General features: G+C 41.1%; 19 protein-coding genes and 1 tRNA gene. 15 read left to right on the top strand and 5 right to left on the bottom strand.

All coding sequences use genetic code 11. The features are described 5' to 3' along the window. Positions 1-50: 50 nt before the first annotated feature. From metA to PCY17_RS02695, 10 genes are all read left to right on the top strand, one after another. On the top strand, positions 51-995 hold the full coding sequence (metA, locus tag PCY17_RS02740; protein ID WP_084944384.1) for a homoserine O-succinyltransferase: 945 nt from the start codon (positions 51-53) through the stop codon (positions 993-995). An 8-nt stretch (positions 996-1,003) separates the two neighbouring features. Further along, entirely contained in the window at positions 1,004-1,681 is a 678-nt protein-coding gene (locus tag PCY17_RS02735) for a DnaD domain-containing protein (protein WP_301391155.1), read from the top strand. 96 nt (positions 1,682-1,777) lie between these two features. Next, complete coding sequence (tpiA, locus tag PCY17_RS02730) at positions 1,778-2,536, top strand: triose-phosphate isomerase (protein ID WP_000087891.1); 759 nt, start codon at positions 1,778-1,780, stop codon at positions 2,534-2,536. Between the two features lie 189 nt (positions 2,537-2,725). Beyond that, the gene (locus PCY17_RS02725) at positions 2,726-3,244 is read left to right on the top strand and encodes a DNA starvation/stationary phase protection protein (RefSeq protein ID WP_301391154.1); all 519 of its coding nucleotides are present in this window, start codon (positions 2,726-2,728) and stop codon (positions 3,242-3,244) included. 208 nt (positions 3,245-3,452) lie between these two features. Beyond that, positions 3,453-3,791, top strand: coding sequence for a zinc ribbon domain-containing protein YjdM (locus PCY17_RS02720; protein WP_001061600.1), 339 nt, complete (start codon positions 3,453-3,455; stop codon positions 3,789-3,791). Positions 3,792-3,793: 2 nt separating this feature from the next. Then, positions 3,794-4,417: a Pr6Pr family membrane protein gene (locus PCY17_RS02715; RefSeq protein ID WP_301391153.1), complete on the top strand. Its 624-nt coding sequence runs from the start codon at positions 3,794-3,796 to the stop codon at positions 4,415-4,417. A gap of 112 nt (positions 4,418-4,529) precedes the next feature. Then, on the top strand, positions 4,530-5,681 hold the full coding sequence (locus PCY17_RS02710; protein WP_045617502.1) for an MFS transporter: 1,152 nt from the start codon (positions 4,530-4,532) through the stop codon (positions 5,679-5,681). Positions 5,682-5,780: 99 nt separating this feature from the next. Continuing rightward, complete coding sequence (truA, locus tag PCY17_RS02705; protein WP_301391152.1) at positions 5,781-6,530, top strand: tRNA pseudouridine(38-40) synthase TruA; 750 nt, start codon at positions 5,781-5,783, stop codon at positions 6,528-6,530. Then, a complete protein-coding gene (locus PCY17_RS02700) occupies positions 6,520-7,293 on the top strand; it encodes a bifunctional hydroxymethylpyrimidine kinase/phosphomethylpyrimidine kinase (protein WP_301391151.1) in 774 nt (257 codons plus the stop codon). Before truA ends, PCY17_RS02700 begins: the two co-directional genes overlap by 11 nt. Beyond that, positions 7,271-7,732 (top strand): ECF transporter S component, encoded by a 462-nt coding sequence (locus PCY17_RS02695; protein WP_301391150.1) that lies wholly within the window; start codon positions 7,271-7,273, stop codon positions 7,730-7,732. The genes PCY17_RS02700 and PCY17_RS02695 overlap by 23 nt, the downstream gene beginning before the upstream one ends. A 90-nt stretch (positions 7,733-7,822) precedes the next feature. Here the strand turns inward: PCY17_RS02695 and PCY17_RS02690 are convergent, their stop codons facing one another. From PCY17_RS02690 to PCY17_RS02670, 5 genes are all read right to left on the bottom strand, one after another. Beyond that, a complete protein-coding gene (locus PCY17_RS02690; RefSeq protein ID WP_061408616.1) occupies positions 7,823-8,686 on the bottom strand; it encodes a hypothetical protein in 864 nt (287 codons plus the stop codon). Between the two features lie 12 nt (positions 8,687-8,698). Beyond that, on the bottom strand, positions 8,699-9,781 hold the full coding sequence (locus PCY17_RS02685; protein WP_301391149.1) for a Xaa-Pro peptidase family protein: 1,083 nt from the start codon (positions 9,779-9,781) through the stop codon (positions 8,699-8,701). A gap of 127 nt (positions 9,782-9,908) precedes the next feature. Next, positions 9,909-10,691 carry a lipid II isoglutaminyl synthase subunit GatD gene (gatD, locus tag PCY17_RS02680; protein WP_084944390.1) on the bottom strand — a complete coding sequence of 261 codons (783 nt, stop codon included), beginning with the start codon at positions 10,689-10,691 and terminating at the stop codon, positions 9,909-9,911. After that, on the bottom strand, positions 10,691-12,034 hold the full coding sequence (gene murT, locus PCY17_RS02675) for a lipid II isoglutaminyl synthase subunit MurT (protein ID WP_084944391.1): 1,344 nt from the start codon (positions 12,032-12,034) through the stop codon (positions 10,691-10,693). Before murT ends, gatD begins: the two co-directional genes overlap by 1 nt. Positions 12,035-12,133: 99 nt before the next feature. Next, positions 12,134-13,450, bottom strand: a complete 1,317-nt coding sequence (locus PCY17_RS02670; protein WP_084944392.1) for an FAD-containing oxidoreductase — start codon at positions 13,448-13,450, stop codon at positions 12,134-12,136. 315 nt (positions 13,451-13,765) lie between these two features. Here PCY17_RS02670 and PCY17_RS02665 point away from each other — a divergent pair, with 315 nt between their 5' ends. The 5 genes from PCY17_RS02665 to PCY17_RS02645 all read left to right on the top strand — a co-directional run bounded on the left by PCY17_RS02665 (position 13,766) and on the right by PCY17_RS02645 (position 18,037). Further along, complete coding sequence (locus PCY17_RS02665) at positions 13,766-15,343, top strand: DEAD/DEAH box helicase (RefSeq protein WP_301391148.1); 1,578 nt, start codon at positions 13,766-13,768, stop codon at positions 15,341-15,343. A 282-nt stretch (positions 15,344-15,625) separates the two neighbouring features. Then, positions 15,626-16,414, top strand: coding sequence for a GTP-sensing pleiotropic transcriptional regulator CodY (gene codY / locus PCY17_RS02660; protein WP_042902566.1), 789 nt, complete (start codon positions 15,626-15,628; stop codon positions 16,412-16,414). Next, entirely contained in the window at positions 16,414-16,989 is a 576-nt protein-coding gene (locus PCY17_RS02655) for a cysteine hydrolase family protein (protein WP_084943806.1), read from the top strand. The genes codY and PCY17_RS02655 overlap by 1 nt, the downstream gene beginning before the upstream one ends. 80 nt (positions 16,990-17,069) lie before the next feature. Next, positions 17,070-17,155, top strand: a tRNA-Leu gene (locus tag PCY17_RS02650). Positions 17,156-17,425: 270 nt separating this feature from the next. After that, positions 17,426-18,037 (top strand): CPBP family intramembrane glutamic endopeptidase, encoded by a 612-nt coding sequence (locus PCY17_RS02645; protein WP_301391147.1) that lies wholly within the window; start codon positions 17,426-17,428, stop codon positions 18,035-18,037. The last annotated feature ends 19 nt before the right edge of the window (positions 18,038-18,056 follow it).

The following is an 18,056-nucleotide window of genomic DNA, read 5'->3' as shown; positions in this document are numbered from 1 at the left end:
ACTTCAAACACATTCAATTATTTCTAAAAGAGTACAGTTAGGAGGATATTATGCCGATTCGGATTGAAAAAAAATTACCTGCTGTTGAGATTCTAAGGACAGAGAATATCTTTGTCATGGATGATCAACGGGCTGCTCACCAAGATATTCGACCTTTGAAGATTTTGATTCTAAATCTGATGCCTCAAAAGATTGTGACAGAAACACAACTCTTGCGGCATTTGGCCAATACGCCTCTTCAGTTAGATATCGATTTCTTGTATATGGAAACGCATCGTTCAAAGACGACTCGTGCCGAACATATGGAGACCTTCTATAAGACCTTCTCAGAAGTTAAGAATGACTTTTTTGATGGAATGATCATCACGGGAGCTCCAGTGGAGCACTTACCTTTTGAGGAGGTGGACTACTGGGAGGAGTTTAAACAGGTCATCGAATGGTCCAAGACGCATGTTTTTTCTACCCTGCATATCTGTTGGGGTGCCCAAGCAGGTCTTTATGCTCGCTATGGAGTTGAAAAATACCAGATGGAGCAGAAGCTGTCAGGTATTTACCCGCAGGATACCTTGAAAGAGGGCCATCTACTCTTTCGTGGGTTTGATGATAGCTATGTAGCTCCCCATTCTCGTCATACAGAAATCTATAAGGAAGAGATATTGGGAAAAACCAATCTGGAAATCCTCTCTGAGGGAGAACAAGTCGGTGTTTCTATTTTAGCTAGTCGGGATCTTCGTGAGATTTATAGTTTTGGTCATTTAGAATATGACCGTGATACTCTAGCAAAAGAGTATTTTCGTGATTGTGAGGCAGGACTTAATCCTAACATTCCGGAAAATTACTTCAAAAATGATGATGTGAATGAGACACCGTGTCTCTGTTGGTCTTCATCAGCTGCCCTCTTTTTCAGTAACTGGGTTAATTATGCTGTTTATCAGGAAACTCCTTTTGACTGGAAAAAGGTAGAGGACGATGCAGCTTCATTTGGATATTTATAAGAGGAATTATGACATATTTTGACGCTTTTAAATCAGGGAACTTGGTTTTGCCAAGTGCCCTGCTCTTGCATTTTAAGGAACTCTTTCCTTCCAGCGAAGATTTTCTCGTCTGGCAATTTTTCTATTTACAAAATACCACAGCCCTAGGAGATGTTTCGCCTAGCCAGATTGCTGAAATCATTGGGAAAGAAGTGGCAGATGTCAACCAATCTATTTCGAATTTGACTGAAAATGGGTTACTACAATATCGAACCATTGAACTAAACGGGGAAATTGAGCTGATTTTTGATGCTAGTTTGGCTTTTGAACGCTTGGATAGCTTACTAGATAGCCAAACTCCAGCTACAACAGTCCCAAACCCGCAGAATCAGTTGAAGGATCTGGTTGAAACTTTTCAGCAGGAATTGGGACGCTTATTAACACCATTTGAAATCGAAGACCTTTCTAAGACTGTCAAAGAAGACGGAGTTAAGGCGGATTTGATCAAGGAAGCTCTCCGAGAGGCCGTTCTCAATGGCAAGCCAAACTGGAAATATATTCAGGCAATCCTACGAAACTGGCGCCATGAAGGTATTCAGTCTGTGACTCAGGTAGAGGCCAAACGAGCAGAGCGAGAAGTCAACAATCCCAAACAAGTTCAGGCTTCGGCTGATTTCCTCGCTGCCATGAATTTGTGGCAAGATTAGTCGCTTGAAAAATCTTGAAAATTAGAGTAAGGTTTGCAAGCTCCTTATAAATATGATAGAATAATAGTGAATAAAATGAAAAAAGAGGTATGTGAAATGTCACGTAAACCATTTATCGCTGGTAACTGGAAAATGAACAAAAATCCAGAAGAAGCAAAAGCATTCGTTGAAGCCGTTGCATCAAAACTTCCTTCATCAGACCTTGTTGAAGCAGGTATCGCAGCTCCAGCTCTTGATTTGACAGCTGTTCTTGCTGCTGCTAAAGGTTCAAACCTTAAAGTTGCTGCTCAAAACTGCTACTTTGAAAATGCAGGTGCGTTCACTGGTGAAACAAGCCCACAAGTTTTGAAAGAAATCGGTACTGACTACGTTGTTATCGGTCACTCAGAACGTCGTGACTACTTCCATGAAACTGACGAAGATATCAACAAAAAAGCAAAAGCAATCTTTGCAAACGGTATGCTTCCAATTATCTGTTGTGGTGAGTCACTTGAAACTTACGAAGCTGGTAAAGCTGCTGAATTCGTAGGTGCTCAAGTATCTGCTGCATTGGCTGGATTGACTGCAGAACAAGTTGCTGCATCAGTTATCGCTTATGAGCCAATCTGGGCTATCGGTACTGGTAAATCAGCTTCACAAGACGATGCACAAAAAATGTGTAAAGTCGTTCGTGACGTTGTAGCTGCAGACTTTGGTCAAGAAGTTGCGGACAAAGTTCGTGTTCAATACGGTGGTTCTGTTAAACCTGAAAACGTTGCTTCATACATGGCTTGCCCAGACGTTGACGGTGCCCTTGTTGGTGGTGCGTCACTTGAAGCTGAAAGCTTCTTGGCATTGCTTGATTTTGTAAAATAATCTCAGTTATTCCAGACAGTCTGCTAAGACTGTCTTTTTTTTTAAAGACTGTATATTTTTCTTAAATTATCAGTCAATTACAACTTTTTTAATATGGGTTAATTTTCTTGCTTTTGTCTACTAGGAGTAGTATACTGAGATAGTAATCAATAAATATGGTTGCAAAAATAATATTATGAGGTGATCAATATGGTTGAATTGAAAAAAGAAGCAGTAAAAGACGTAACAACATTATCTAAGACAGCGCCAGTAGCATTGGTAAAAACAAAGGAAGTATTGAACCAAGCAGTAGCGGACTTGTATGTGGCTCACATTGCCCTTCACCAAGTACACTGGTATATGCGTGGTCGTGGTTTCCTCGTATGGCATCCAAAAATGGATGAATACATGGACAGCCTTGATGGTTATCTTGACGAAATCAGCGAACGTTTAATTACCCTTGGTGGCAAACCTTACTCAACTTTGACAGAATTCCTTCAACACAGTGAAATCGAAGAAGAAGAAGGAGAATTCCGTAACGTTGAAGAAAGCTTGGAACGTGTTCTAGCTATTTATCGCTACCTCATCAGTCTTTTCCAAAAGGCTTTGGATGTGACTGACGAAGAAGGCGATGATGTTACAAACGATATCTTTGTTGGTGCTAAGGCTGAACTTGAGAAAACAGTTTGGATGCTTACAGCAGAACTTGGACAAGCTCCTGGTCTGTAAGATATAGTTGCTACCCCTTTTATCATGAGGTGCTTGATAAGTACCCATGAACAATCATCTTTTAAAAGTCATGTAACTGTAAAAAGTTGCATGATTTTTTGTTTGCTGGACTTAGGATACATTGTCAAATGTAGGATTTTACGGTATAATAGTTGCTGTTCAATAACATATGAATTTTAAAGAATAATTGTTAGTTTTAGGAGGACTTATGAACAACTTACCAAATTGCCCAAAATGCAATTCAGAATATGTCTACGAAGACGGAAGTCTCTTAGTCTGCCCAGAGTGTGCCTATGAGTGGAATCCTGCAGAAGTTGCAGAAGTAGAAGAAGGTGTTGTTGCTATCGATGCCAATGGAAATAAATTGGCTGACGGCGATACTGTAACCCTTATCAAGGACTTGAAAGTAAAAGGTGCGCCAAAGGATTTGAAACAAGGAACTCGCGTTAAAAATATCCGTATCGTAGAAGGTGACCACAACATCGACTGTAAGATTGATGGTTTTGGAGCCATGAAACTCAAGTCAGAATTTGTTAAGAAAATCTAGCCATGAAACTGAACTACAAATTTATCTTTTATAGTCGTGTACTTTTGTTCTTAGCGGCATTTACAGGAGTTTATTTGGAGATTACCAAGCACGGTGGCTTTGGAATGCTCCTTTACTACACAGTGTTGTCTAATCTTTTAGTAACGATTTTCACGGGCTATCTGCTCCGTGTGATGAGCCGTTCAGCTGAAAATTGGCAAAGTCCGACCTTGCTTCGTCTCAAGGGTGGCGTTACCATGAGTATCATGATTACCTGTGTGATTTACCATTTTATGCTTGCTCCGATCGCGACAGACTTTTACCGTGTGGAAAATTTCCTTTGCCACTATATCGTTCCACTCTGGTTTTTAGCCGACACCCTCTTCTTTGATAAACAGGGTCGATACAAGATCTGGGATCCAGTCTTGTGGACCATCTTGCCCTTGGTTTATATGATTTTTGCTTTGTTTAACGGCCTGGTCTTAAAACTCAATATTCCGAATTCCAAAGACAATCCCTTCCCTTATTTCTTTTTGAATGTGAACAAGGGTTGGGACGTGGTTATCAAATGGTGTTTGATCATTTTTGCGGCGTATATGGTTGCAGGCTTCATCTTCTATCTGATCAAGCAAATCAAGCGAAAATAGTCTTCCTATTAGGAAAGTTAGGACGGAGTCTCTAGTTCAATCGGGCTCCTTCTTTTCTTGCCATCTTCCTTTTAAAAGGATCAACAGTGAGAAATATACAGAAAGAAAATTCATGAAACAATATTTAGAACGGGCTAGTATTTTGGCCCTCTCCCTCGTTTTGATTACCTCCTTTTCCATCTCAAGTGCTCTGCCAGCCATGTTTGACTACTATCAAGGCTATCCCAAAGAACAAATCGAGCTCCTGGTCAGTCTTCCTTCTTTTGGAATTATGATTATGCTGGTTTTAAATGGGTTTTTGGAGCGGTTATTTCCTGAGCGACTTCAGATTAGTCTAGGACTTCTCATCCTTTCTATCGGTGGAACTGCCCCTTTCTGGTATCAGGAGTACAACTTTGTCTTTGCGATGCGGATTTTATTTGGCTTGGGTGTTGGGATGATCAATGCCAAGGCCATTTCTATCATCAGCGAACGCTATCATGGAAAGACACGGATTCAAATGTTGGGTCTTCGCGGATCAGCAGAAGTTGTCGGGGCATCGATTTTGACTCTAGTGGTTGGTCAACTCTTATCCTTGGGATGGACAGTGACCTTTTTGGCCTACAGTGCGGGATTTTTAGTATTGATCCTTTATCTGCTCTTTGTCCCTTATGGGAAAGAAAAGAAAGAAACAAAGAAAAAAGAGGCCGAAACGACTCGTTTGACAGGACAGATGAAAGGCTTGATTTTTCTATTGGCTGTCGAAGCAGCAGTTGTTGTCTGCACCAATACAGCTATCACCATTCGTATTCCTAGTCTGATGGTGGAAAGAGGTCTCGGGGATGCCCAGTTATCGAGCTTGGTTTTAAGTATCATGCAGTTGATTGGTATCTTGGCAGGTGTGAGTTTTTCTTTCTTTATCTCTCTGTTTAAAGAAAGGTTGCTCCTTTGGTCAGGTATCACCTTTGGCTTGGGGCAGATTGTGATTGCCTTGTCTCCGTCATTGGGTGTGATGGTAGTTGGAAGTGTTGTGGCAGGTTTTTCCTACAGTGTGGCCTTGACCACTGTCTTTCAGCTTCTTTCTGAAAGAATCCCAGCCAAGCTCCTTAATCAGGCAACATCTTTTGCAGTGCTAGGATGTAGCTTTGGAGCCTTCACGACACCTTTCATTCTTGGAGCGATTGGTTTGGTGACTCAAAACGGTATGTTGGTCTTCACCATTCTAGGCTGCTGGTTGATTGTCACTTCTATCTTTGTTATGTACGCACTTCAAAAGAGAGCTTAGGATTAATTTCCTAAGTTTTTCTTTCTAGGAATTTTGTACCCAGACAATTATTGGTTTTTAAACTTGTTTACACTTTTATTTCCTGATAAAATAGAAGTTATGACAAGATATAAAGCAACTATTTCTTATGATGGTTTTGCCTTTGCCGGTTTTCAGCGCCAGCCTCATGCGCGGAGCGTTCAAGAGGAAATCGAAAAAACCTTAACGAGACTCAATAAGGGGCAAGCCATCACTGTTCACGGTGCTGGTAGGACGGATAGTGGGGTCCATGCTCTTGGTCAGGTCATTCATTTTGATCTGCCCTATCAGATGGATGAGGAAAAACTCCGTTTTGCTCTGGATACCCAATCTCCAGAAGATATCGATGTGATTTCGATTGAGATTGTGGCGGATGATTTTCATTGCCGTTATGCCAAGCACAGCAAGACCTATGAGTTTATCGTGGATAGAGGACGTCCCAAAAATCCTATGCGTCGTCACTACGCTACTCACTTTCCCTATCCGCTCGACGTGGAGCGGATGCAGGAGGCTGTCAAGAAATTAGAAGGAACCCATGATTTTACCGGTTTTACAGCATCTGGGACTAGTGTAGAGGACAAGGTTCGGACCATTACAGAAGCTAGTTTAACAGTTGATGAGACAGGGCAGTTTTTGACCTTTACCTTCTCTGGAAATGGTTTCTTGTATAAGCAGATTCGCAATATGGTGGGGACACTGCTCAAAATCGGAAATGATCGAATGCCAGTTGAGCAGATTGACTTGATTTTGGAGAAAAAAGACAGGCAGCTTGCGGGTCCAACGGCGGCACCAAATGGCTTGTATTTAAAGGAGATTCGTTATGAAGAATAATCGTATTTTAACCCTTTCTGGGAATGATATTTTTAGTGGTGGTGGTTTATCAGCTGATTTGGCTACCTATACCTTAAATGGTCTGCATGGCTTTGTAGCAGTGACTTGTTTGACGGCCTTGACCGAAAAGGGCTTTGAAGTCTTTCCAACTGACGATGCCATTTTTCAACATGAATTGGATAGCTTACGTGATGTCGAGTTTGCAGGAATTAAGATTGGCCTTCTTCCTACTGTCAGTGTGGCTGAGAAGGCCTTGGACTTTATCAAGCAACGTCCAGGAGTGCCTGTGGTATTGGACCCCGTTTTGGTCTGCAAGGAAACGCATGATGTAGCTGTTAGTGAACTCTGTCAAGAGTTGATTCGCTTTTTCCCTCATGTCAGTGTGATTACGCCAAATCTTCCTGAAGCAGAATTATTGGCTGGTCAGGAAATTAAAACATTGGAAGACATGAAAGCTGTAGCGCAGAAATTGCATGATTTAGGAGCGCCAGCAGTTATTATCAAGGGAGGCAATCGCCTCAGTCAGGACAAGGCAGTGGATGTCTTTTATGATGGACAAACTTTCACTGTTCTAGAAAACCCAGTCATTCAAGGCCAAAATGCGGGTGCAGGATGTACCTTTGCCTCAAGCATCGCCAGTCACTTGGTTAAAGGGGATGAACTTTTACCAGCAGTAGAGAGCTCGAAAGCTTTCGTTTACCGTGCTATTGCACAAGCAGATCAATATGGAGTAAGACAATATGAAGCAAACCAAAACAACTAAAATCGCCCTTGTATCCCTCTTAACCGCCCTTTCTGTGGTTCTAGGTTATTACTTGAAAATTGGAACGGCAACAGGAATATTGACTCTCTTGGATGCAGGTATTTTCTTTACTGCCTTTTACTTTGGCAGTAAAGAAGGGGCCGTCGTTGGAGGACTAGCAGCTTTTCTGCTTGACCTTTTATCAGGCTTTCCACAGTGGATGTTCTTTAGCTTGGTAAACCATGGCTTGCAAGGATTTTTTGCAGGTTTTAAAGGGAAATGGCAATGGCTAGGCCTTGTCTTGGCTACTATCGTCATGGTAAGTGGCTACGCTCTGGGCTCAACTCTAATGAATGGATGGGCAGCAGCCTTACCAGAAATTCTTCCAAACTTCCTACAAAATATCGTGGGAATGGTTGTGGGGTTTATAGCCTTTCAGAGTGTTAAGAAGATTAAGTAGAGAGGTTGAGTCAAAAGTCTTTAAAATCAAAAAACGCATAGTATCAGGTGTTGAATAAACTTGATACTATGCGTTTTATTATTTTGACTCTCAGTCTTCCTGTAGATAATAGGAAATTACAACAGAAGAATTACTATCAAAATAGGAATCTTTATCAAAATATTTGCAATTTTCTATTGTAATACTATGTATTTTGTAATTCTTAATAAAATGAGGTAATTTTTCATATTTTTCTTCAAGTAATGTTACATTATGAAATCCAATATTCTCAAAAAGCTCTTTTACTTCGAAAGGTTCTTTTGCAAGTAAAATCTCATAATCATCAGGTGGAAGAATATACTGATTCTTTAAAATATCATTAAGCCGCTCCGAAATTCGTAAACTAACATTTTTAGGCATACTTGAGTCAGTGTTTTCACTTGAGATTCTAACTTTTCCTGTTAAAATTCCATAATCATTATAATCTAAAGTAAAACACCAAGTTGAAATTCGACTATTTGAATATACCTCCAAATTAATTAAAGCTTGGCTAATTTCTACTTTTTTTATTCGAATAATTTTATCGGTTTCTTCGTGAATTATTCTATTGAACTCTTCTTGATTTAAGAATTCTGGAAATTGAATGGATAAAGATTGTCTAAGCTCCTCATCTTGTTTCTTTTCAAGACGCTCTTGACTATTCCATGAGTGTACTTCAAGAATAATATTTACAACTTTACCTGGAATACTTATAACATTAGAAATTCCTGTCATAGTATTATTGACTATATTCACAGCTCCATCTACAGTATTGCCAGTTATTTTTGAAGTTTCATCGACAACTATTTTTACGGCTTTTGAAGTCTCATTAGCAATATCATTAACAACCTTCGAGGATTCATTAACGATACCATTTACAACCTTAGAAGTTTCGTTAGTAACGTTGTCAACTAATTTAAAGAAATCATTTAACATAAAATAATACCATTAATCAAAATAAAGCAAGTCTTTGCTGGTGCTGGTGAAGAGGTCAAAGCCATCCTTAGTGACGACACCGCAGTCTTCGATACGGACACCGACTTTTCCAGGGATATAGATACCTGGTTCAACAGAGAAGCACATGCCTTCTTCGATGGTCATGTCGTTTCCTTCCATGATAGATGGGAACTCGTGGACATCCATACCGATACCGTGACCGAGACGGTGGTTGAAGTACTCTCCATAACCAGCTTTTTCAATGACTTCACGGGCAGCGCGGTCAACTTCATGGGCAGTCACACCAGGTTTGATAAAGTCAAGGGCAGCTTGTTGGGCTTCAAGGGTCAAGTTATAGATATCTTTCTTGAATTGGTCAGGTTTACCGACAGCGACCGTACGAGTCATATCTGAGGCGTAGCCATTAACCATGACACCGAGGTCAAAGAGGAGAAGGGCGTCCTTTTCAACTTTGTTTGCACCAGGAATTCCGTGTGGATTTGCAGCGTTATCGCCAGTCAAGACCATGGTATCAAAGCTCATTTCATAGCCTTCACGTTTCATGGCAAAGTCGATTTGCGCAATGATATCTGTCTCAGTCTTATCAAGAGAAATGTTGTCAAAACCAACTTTTACAGCCTTATCAGCATAGAGACCAGCAACCATCATTTTTTGAACTTCATCAGCTGACTTGATGAGGCGCATGCGTTGGATGCGAGGAGTGAGATTTTCAAATTCAGCAGTTTCAAAGACCGTTTTCAAACCATGGTATTTGGTTAAGATGAGATTGTCAAACTCAACAGCGACACGTTTGAAGTCAAGTTGAGGCAAAGCGTTTTTGATTTTTTGCCATGGATTTTCAGAATCCACATAGCCCACTACTGGGAAGGAAACAGTGCTGCTTGCACGCTCCACTTCAAGGGCTGGGACAAAGAGGAGAGGTTCCCGGTCCGCTAGGACAAAGAGGAACATTTGGCGTTCATGGGGATCACTGTAAAAGCCAGTGAGGTAATTGATAGTGACGGGGTCAGATACGACAGCGACGTCTAGTTTTTCTGATTCAAGATATGTTAGGATTTGTTGTAATTTAGACATATGCTACCTTCTTTCTACCCCTCTATTTTGGCAAAAAATGAGAGAAAATGCAAGGGAGAAGGGTAAAAGAACAGGCAAAAAGAACTCCGACAAGATAGGGGAGTTCTTTGATATAGTTTTTCTTGGTTTAAGAAAAGTCAGCCTTGCTTTTGACGTCGCTGTATTCTTCAGCGATTTCTTGACTGAGAATATCCTCATAGGCAGGGAGTTGGATGTCCTGACCGTATTTTTTTCGGAGGGCAGTAGTGACTAGGCGATAAGCCAAATTGGCATTACGAGAAAGGATAGGTCCGTGGAAGTAGGAACCAAAGACATTCTTATAATGAACTCCTTCGCCGACCTTTTCTTCGTTGTTTCCATTTCCATAGACCACCTGTCCCAGTGGTTTTTGGTCGTCTGAGAGGAAGGTACGACCCTGGTGATTTTCAAATCCATAGTAGGTTTCATTGAAATCTTCATTGTGAATCTTGATGTCACCGATAAAACGGTTATTGGTCTGGTTGAGGGTATAGTGGCCCATGACACCTAGACCTTCGATGCGTCTTCCGGAAGCTTCAATATAGTATTGCCCCAATAGTTGGAAGCCACCACAGATGGCTAGAACCACACCATCGTTTTGGATGTAGTTGTCAATGCTCTCTTTTTTAGCAGGTAAGTCGCCAGCGATAATACTCTGTTCAAAGTCTTGGCCACCACCGAAAAAGGCGATATCGTAGTGGTTTTCATCAAAGGCATCATGGAGAGAAACGATGTCAACCGTCACATGAGCTCCAAGTTTTTCAGCCACATACTTGAGCATGAGGATGTTTCCATTGTCCCCGTAGGTATTCATGAGGTTTCCGTAGAGGTGGGCGATGTTGAGCTGATAAGGGTAGTTGCCAGCTTTTGAGGAAATTGAAGTATAAACCATTAGTTCATCTCCTTTCTAACAATCTGACGACTAGCCAGCAGTTCGCGGAATTCCAGCATAGCAGTATAAGTAGCCAGGATATAGGCATGTTTGCAGTCCTGGTTCTCAATGGTCTTGAGAACTTGCTCCAGATTGCTTGTTTCAGTGATTTTATCAGCTGGGTATCCTGTCACCCGTAGACGACGCGCGATTTCAGAATGACGAACACCGCCAGCATTGATTTCAGGGATATCCATGTCAGTGATTTGTTCAAAGTCCGCATCCCAGATCCAGCTAGTGTCAATTCCATCTGCATAGTTGGCATTGAGGAGGACAGAAAGGCTAAATGGATAAGGCGCTAGTTTAATCATCTCGATAGCCTGAGTTGCACCGACTGGATTCTTGATGAGGACAAGGGTACATTCCTTGTCACCGATATGGAAGGTTTCCTGACGACCAAAGACTGCACGACTCTTGTCAAATCCTTGTTTGATCCGTTGCGAATCAGCGCCGAGGAATCGAGCAATGGCAACCGCAGCAAGGGCATTGTAGATGTTGTAAAGTCCACCGATTTGGATGCCGTATTCTTGTCCGTCAATGATAAAACGAGAGCGATTGTTGGTCAATTCAACCAAGTCTGTCAGACGGTAGTCCAATTCAGGACGTTTGCAGCCACAATTTTCACAGATATAGGCACCCAAATTGGCATAGGTATTGTGTTCGTATTTGAGGATACCTTGGCAGTCAGGACAGAGGATTCCTTCGGTATTGTAATGAGCTAGTTGGGCTGGTCCTTTTTCCAAGTCAAAACCAAAATACTGTACAGGATTTGGAATAGATGGCTTGTAGAAAAGCGGACTGTCACCATTGAGGAGAACTGTAGCCGTAGGCACCTTACGGATTGCATCCAAAATCATGTTATAAGTCGTGTAAATCTCACCATAGCGGTCCATCTGGTCACGGAAAATATTAGTGATGACAAAAAGGCTAGGATGGATGTAATCACAGATACGAGATAGACTGGCCTCGTCAATTTCGAGGACGGCAATATTTTTTCCAGTTTTAGAGGATTTGGCCGTCAAGAAGGTTGTCGTAATCCCTGTAATCATATTGGCACCGCTTGGATTGGTAAGAACCTGACCATAAATCTCTTTTAAGATGCCGACAGTGAGGGCAGTTGTCAGGGTTTTCCCGTTGGTTCCAGTGACCACGACAATCTCGTAGTTTTTAGCTAGGTTTTGTAAAATATCTTTATCAAAGTGAAGGGCAAGTTTTCCTGGGAGCGTACTTCCACGACCAAGACGGTTCAAGATGAAGTGAGAAGAACGCCCAGCTAGAAGGCCTAAAGTAGTTTTTAATTTCATGTTTCTATTATATCATAAAAGAAAGAAAAGACAGATTTGAGATTTCGCATAAACAAAAACAGCCCGATGAGGGCTGTTAGCTAAAAAATCAGTCTCAACTTAAATCGCAAACAAGTCATTCAAGTTCTCAGCCAAGGTTGGGTGAGTGAAGATTTGTTTTGTGAAGTAAGTGTAAGGAATCTTGTTGTCCATGGCAACAGTGATGATGTTGATGATTTCTTGAGAGCCTTCTGAGAAGATAGTTGCACCGAGAATTTCTTTTGTTTCAGTATTGACAACAGCTTTGAAGGCTCCGCGAAGGTCGCCATTTACGTGACCACGAGGCATTGCTGCAACAGGAATTTCCTTGACAGCGTATGGAAGTTTCAAATCAGCTGCTTGGCTTTCTGTCAAACCAACTTGAGAAAGTGCAGGTGTGATGAACATGGTGTTTGGTACATTGAGCCGGTCTTCGAGTGTGTAGCTGCCATCTCCAGCAAGATAGCTGTAGACAACACGGAAGTCATCAAGTGAAATGTAGGTAAATTGAGGTCCACCATTGACGTCTCCAACTGCAAAGACACCAGAAACGTTTGTTTGACAATGTTTGTCGACTTTGATAGCACCACGCTCTGTTAGTTCAATATCAGTATTCTCAAGTTGAAGTGGTTCTACGTTTGGCTTACGTCCAGTTGCGTAGAGAAGGGCATCGAAACGGTAGGTTTCGTTTTCAGTTACGACGAGCACTTGATCACCGTCGTTTTTGATTTCAGTAGTACGGATGTTTTGAAGCAATTCAATGCCGTCTTCTTCCATGTATTGTTTAGCAAGTGCTGCGATGGAAGGTTCTGCACGAGGAAGGAATGTGTCCAAGGCATCTAGAACTGTGACCTTGCTACCAAGTTTGTTGTAGAGTCCTGCAAATTCAAGACCGATGTTTCCACCTCCAAGTACTCCAAGTTTTTCAGGCAATTTGTCCAAGTTTTGGATACCTGTTGAGTCAAAGACATTCTTACTTGTAGCAAGTCCAGGAATAGGTAAGACGTTTGAAACAGCGCCAGTGTTGATGACAATTGTTTCAGCAGTCAGTTCTTGTTTTTCATCACCTGCTTGGATTTCGATGACTTTATTTGAAAGGAAGTGTGCTTCCGCATCAAAGATATCTACGCCTGTACCAGCAACAGTTGCATAGTTTTTACCATTGAGGCGACCAGTGATAGTATTTTTGGTAGCAATGACTTTTTCAAAAGACAAATCTTTCTCAGCAGCAACTAACAAGGTTTTAGTTGGGATACATCCGATATTGATACAAGTTCCGCCATACATAGCTTTACTACGTTCAACGAGGGCAACTTTTTTGCCAGCTGAAGCCAATTTACCAGCTAGTGTTTTACCAGCCTTACCAAATCCAATAACAATTAAATCGTATGTTAACATTTTTTAATCCTCCTGTTTGATTTCATTCTAGCACAAGAAAAAAACTTTTGCACAATTCCGCTACGGAGAAACGAATCATATAAGGCTGTATTTATATTTGTGGAAAATCGTTTACATGATTTTCCTTAAGGATTCTACTATCTTTTGCCCCGCTCTTGTGTTATACTAGATAGGTTGCAAAGAAACTAGTACTTTTCTTTCGTGGAAAAGAAGCAACACGGTATCTCATTTTTGTTGAAGATACGTCATGAAAAGAAAAGTATAAACTAAAGCCCTATAGGGTGGCTTCGCACCACCTTTAGAAAGAAGAATAACGTGAAATTTAATGAATTTAATTTGTCTGCTGAATTGCTAGCAGAGATTGAAAAAGCTGGATTTGTAGAAGCAAGTCCCATCCAAGAACAGACCATTCCATTGGCTCTAGAAGGCAAGGACGTTATCGGTCAAGCTCAGACTGGTACAGGGAAAACCGCAGCCTTTGGCTTGCCAACCCTTGAAAAAATCCGTACAGAAGAAGCGACCATCCAAGCCTTGGTTATCGCTCCAACTCGTGAACTCGCTGTCCAAAGCCAAGAAGAACTCTTCCGCTTTGGCCGTAGCAAAGGAGTGAAAGTTCGCTCAGTTTACGGTGGTTCCAGCATTGAAAAACAAATCAAGGCCCTTAAATCTGGTGCCCACATCGTGGTAGGAACACCAGGCCGTCTCTTGGACTTGATTAAACGCAAGGCCTTGAAATTACAAGATATTGAAACTCTGATTCTTGACGAAGCGGATGAAATGCTCAATATGGGCTTCCTTGAAGACATTGAAGCCATCATTTCCCGTGTCCCTGAAAATCGTCAAACCTTGCTCTTTTCAGCAACCATGCCAGATGCTATCAAACGTATCGGTGTTCAGTTTATGAAAGACCCTGAGCATGTGAAGATTGCTGCCAAGGAATTGACAACAGAGCTGGTGGATCAGTACTATATCCGTGTCAAGGAACAAGAGAAATTTGATACCATGACACGTCTTATGGATGTGGAACAACCAGAACTTGCTATTGTATTTGGTCGTACTAAACGCCGTGTAGATGAATTGACTCGTGGACTTAAAATTCGTGGCTTCCGTGCAGAAGGAATTCATGGTGACTTAGACCAAAATAAACGTCTTCGTGTCCTTCGTGATTTTAAAAATGGGAATCTTGATGTTTTGGTTGCGACAGACGTGGCAGCACGTGGTTTGGATATCTCAGGTGTGACCCATGTCTACAACTACGATATTCCACAAGATCCTGAAAGTTATGTTCACCGTATCGGTCGTACAGGTCGTGCTGGTAAGTCAGGTCAATCTATTACTTTTGTAGCACCAAATGAAATGGGCTACCTTCAAATCATCGAAAACTTGACTAAGAAGCGCATGAAAGGCTTGAAACCAGCAACAGCAGAAGAAGCCTTCCAAGCTAAGAAACAAGTAGCTCTCAAGAAAATCGAACGAGACTTCGCAGACGAAGCAATTCGTGGGAACTTTGAGAAATTTGCTAAAGATGCTCGTAAGTTAGCTGCAGAATTTAGTCCAGAAGAATTGGCTATGTATATCTTGAGCCTGACAGTCCAAGATCCAGACAGCCTTCCTGAAGTGGAGATTGCGCGTGAAAAACCACTGCCATTTAAACCATCAGGTAATGGCTTTGGTGGCAAAGGTAAGGGAGGTCGTGGAGGCCGTCGTGGGGACGACCGTCGAGACCGTGATCGCCGTGGTAATGGTCGCCGTGATGATTTCAAAAAAGGCAGTCGTGGGAACGATCGTTTTGATAAAGACAGACGTTACCGTAATAAAGACAATAAAAAACCTCGCAACACTTCAAGCGAAAAGAAGACAGGCTTTGTTATTCGTAACAAAGGAGACAAATAGAAAAAAGCGATTCACACTGTGAATCGCTTTTATATATAAGGAGACCGATAGTAAAAGAAGATGGTGATAGTAAAGGATAGGTGAAACGGAAAGGGATTTATCATGTCATCTTCTTATAATGTTATAATATCAAAAATAAAATAGGATGTCAATAAAAAAACTCGCTTTTTTCTAAAATATTTTTGCTGTTCAAAATTGCAATTAAATAAGCAATTTTCAGATAATTATTGAAATAAAGACTTTTCTATGTTATAATGGAAGCGATTATATGCGAGGTAAAAAATGGCACATTTATTAGAAAAAACAAGAAAAATCACGTCTATTCTAAAGCGCTCAGAAGAGCAACTCCAAGATGAACTTCCTTACAATGCGATCACACGCCAGTTAGCTGATATTATTGACTGTAACGCTTGTATTGTGAATAACAAGGGACGTCTCTTGGGCTACTTTATGCGTTATAAGACCAATAATGACCGTGTAGAACAGTTTTTCCAAACTAAAACCTTCCCTGACGTCTATGTACAAGGGGCAAACATGATTTATGATACGGAAGCCAACCTTCCTGTTGAACATGATTTGACTATTTTCCCTGTAGAGAGCCGTGCGGACTTTCCAGATGGTTTGACGACCATCGCTCCGATTCATGTATCAGGGATTCGTCTAGGTTCGTTGATCATTTGGCGCAATGACAAGAAATTTGAAGATGAAGATTTGATCCTTGTCGAGATTGCGAGCACGGTTGTGGGAATTCAACTATTGAACTTCCAACGTGAAGAAGATGAGAAGAATATTCGCCGTCGTACTGCTGTAACCATGGCAGTCAACACCCTTTCCTATTCAGAACTTCGTGCCGTATCAGCTATTTTAGCTGAATTGGATGGAAATGAAGGGCAGCTGACTGCATCAGTTATTGCAGATCGTATTGGCATTACGCGCTCAGTGATTGTCAATGCGCTTCGTAAATTGGAGTCGGCGGGAATTATTGAGAGTCGTTCACTAGGAATGAAGGGGACCTATCTCAAGGTATTGATTTCAGATATTTTTGAGGAAGTGAAAAAGAGGGACTACTAATGGCAAAGGCTTTAATCTCGATTGACTATACAGAGGATTTCGTAGCAGACCATGGAAAGCTAACTGCTGGCGCACCTGCTCAAGCGATATCAAAAGCCATTGATCAGGTAACTAGATTAGCTTTTGATCGTGGAGACTATGTCTTTTTTACCATTGATGCTCATGAAGAGAAGGATACATTCCACCCAGAAAGCAAGCTCTTTCCACCGCACAACATCATCGGAACTAGTGGGCGTAACCTTTATGGCTCCCTAGCTGATTTTTATGCTGAGCATGAGGCGGATAGTCGTGTCTTTTGGATGGATAAGCGTCACTATTCAGCTTTTTCAGGAACGGACTTAGATATCCGTTTGCGAGAACGTCGGGTTGACACTGTTATCTTAACAGGTGTTTTGACGGACATTTGCGTCCTTCATACGGCTATTGATGCTTATAATTTAGGTTATCAAATTGAGATTGTTAAGCCTGCAGTTGCCTCTATTTGGCCAGAAAATCATCAGTTTGCTCTTGGGCATTTTAAGAACACATTGGGAGCAAAATTACTGGATGAAAACCTTGCTGAAATTGAACTATAAGACTGTTGGAAAAATGAAAAAAATCTGAAAAAAGTGTTGACAAAGATTTTGAAAGTTGATATACTAGTAAAGTAATCGACGCGGGGATGGCGGAATTGGCAGACGCGCAGGACTAAGGATCCTGTGACCGCTTTAGGTCGTGAGGGTTCAAGTCCCTCTCTCCGCATAGGGTAAGAGTTAGCTTTGGCTAGCTCTTTTTTTGTTAGCACGCATAGTGATTATTCAACAAGAGAGGTCTACCTTTCTTGTTTTTTTCTTTTTTTAAATAGTGCTATAATATAGATAGAAAGTAACTGCAAAAAGTCTTATATGAAAGATCATCGAGTAATGGATACTAATAGGCTTGGTTAAAACGGATATATAAGGTAGGAAAGGAGGAGTAGATAGTCGTTTGGTATTTGAAATGAGTATTTCAAAAGTGTAAAGGAGGATTACGATGGTTAATGAACTTCAACGAATAATGAGCGCCTTTATTCAAATTCTCTTTATTATTTTACTACCTTCTATCTGGTGGTTTATGACTATGAGGGGGAAAGTTCCATTTATGGAATGGATCGGACTAAAAGCTATTAAAAGAGTAAAAACTTTGCATCTGATTTTATGGATGATGGGGGGATTTTCTTTATTTACTATTTTTTCTATCCTTATCTTTCCTCTTACTCGTGGTCTAGAAACAGCTACTTCGGCTTTTTCTGCTATGGAATATAAGGCTTTACCAAGTATTCTAATTTACAGTATTTTGCAAACATCTTTACCAGAGGAACTATTATTTAGAGGTTTTCTACTGAAACGAATGGTAAATCACATGCCGTTTGTCTTTGCAAATACCATACAGGCCTTCGCTTTTGGATTGCTTCATGGAGTATTGTTTGCTTCAGTAGTGAGTTTGGGAGTCACTTTTTTCATTGTATTTTTTACTGGAGCAATAGCAGCTTATCTTGGCTTTGTTAATGAAAAGATAGCAGGAGGATCAATTTTACCAAGTTGGCTAATGCATGCCACAGCCAACATCCTCTCTGGTTTAGTTTCTGCATTTTCTTTGCTTTGAGTGGATACAGTTATAAAAA

It is taken from the genome of Streptococcus sp. SO2, from assembly GCF_030440025.1.
The sequence above is the reverse complement of the archived record's forward strand: the minus strand, read 5'-3'. Positions and strand labels throughout refer to the sequence as shown.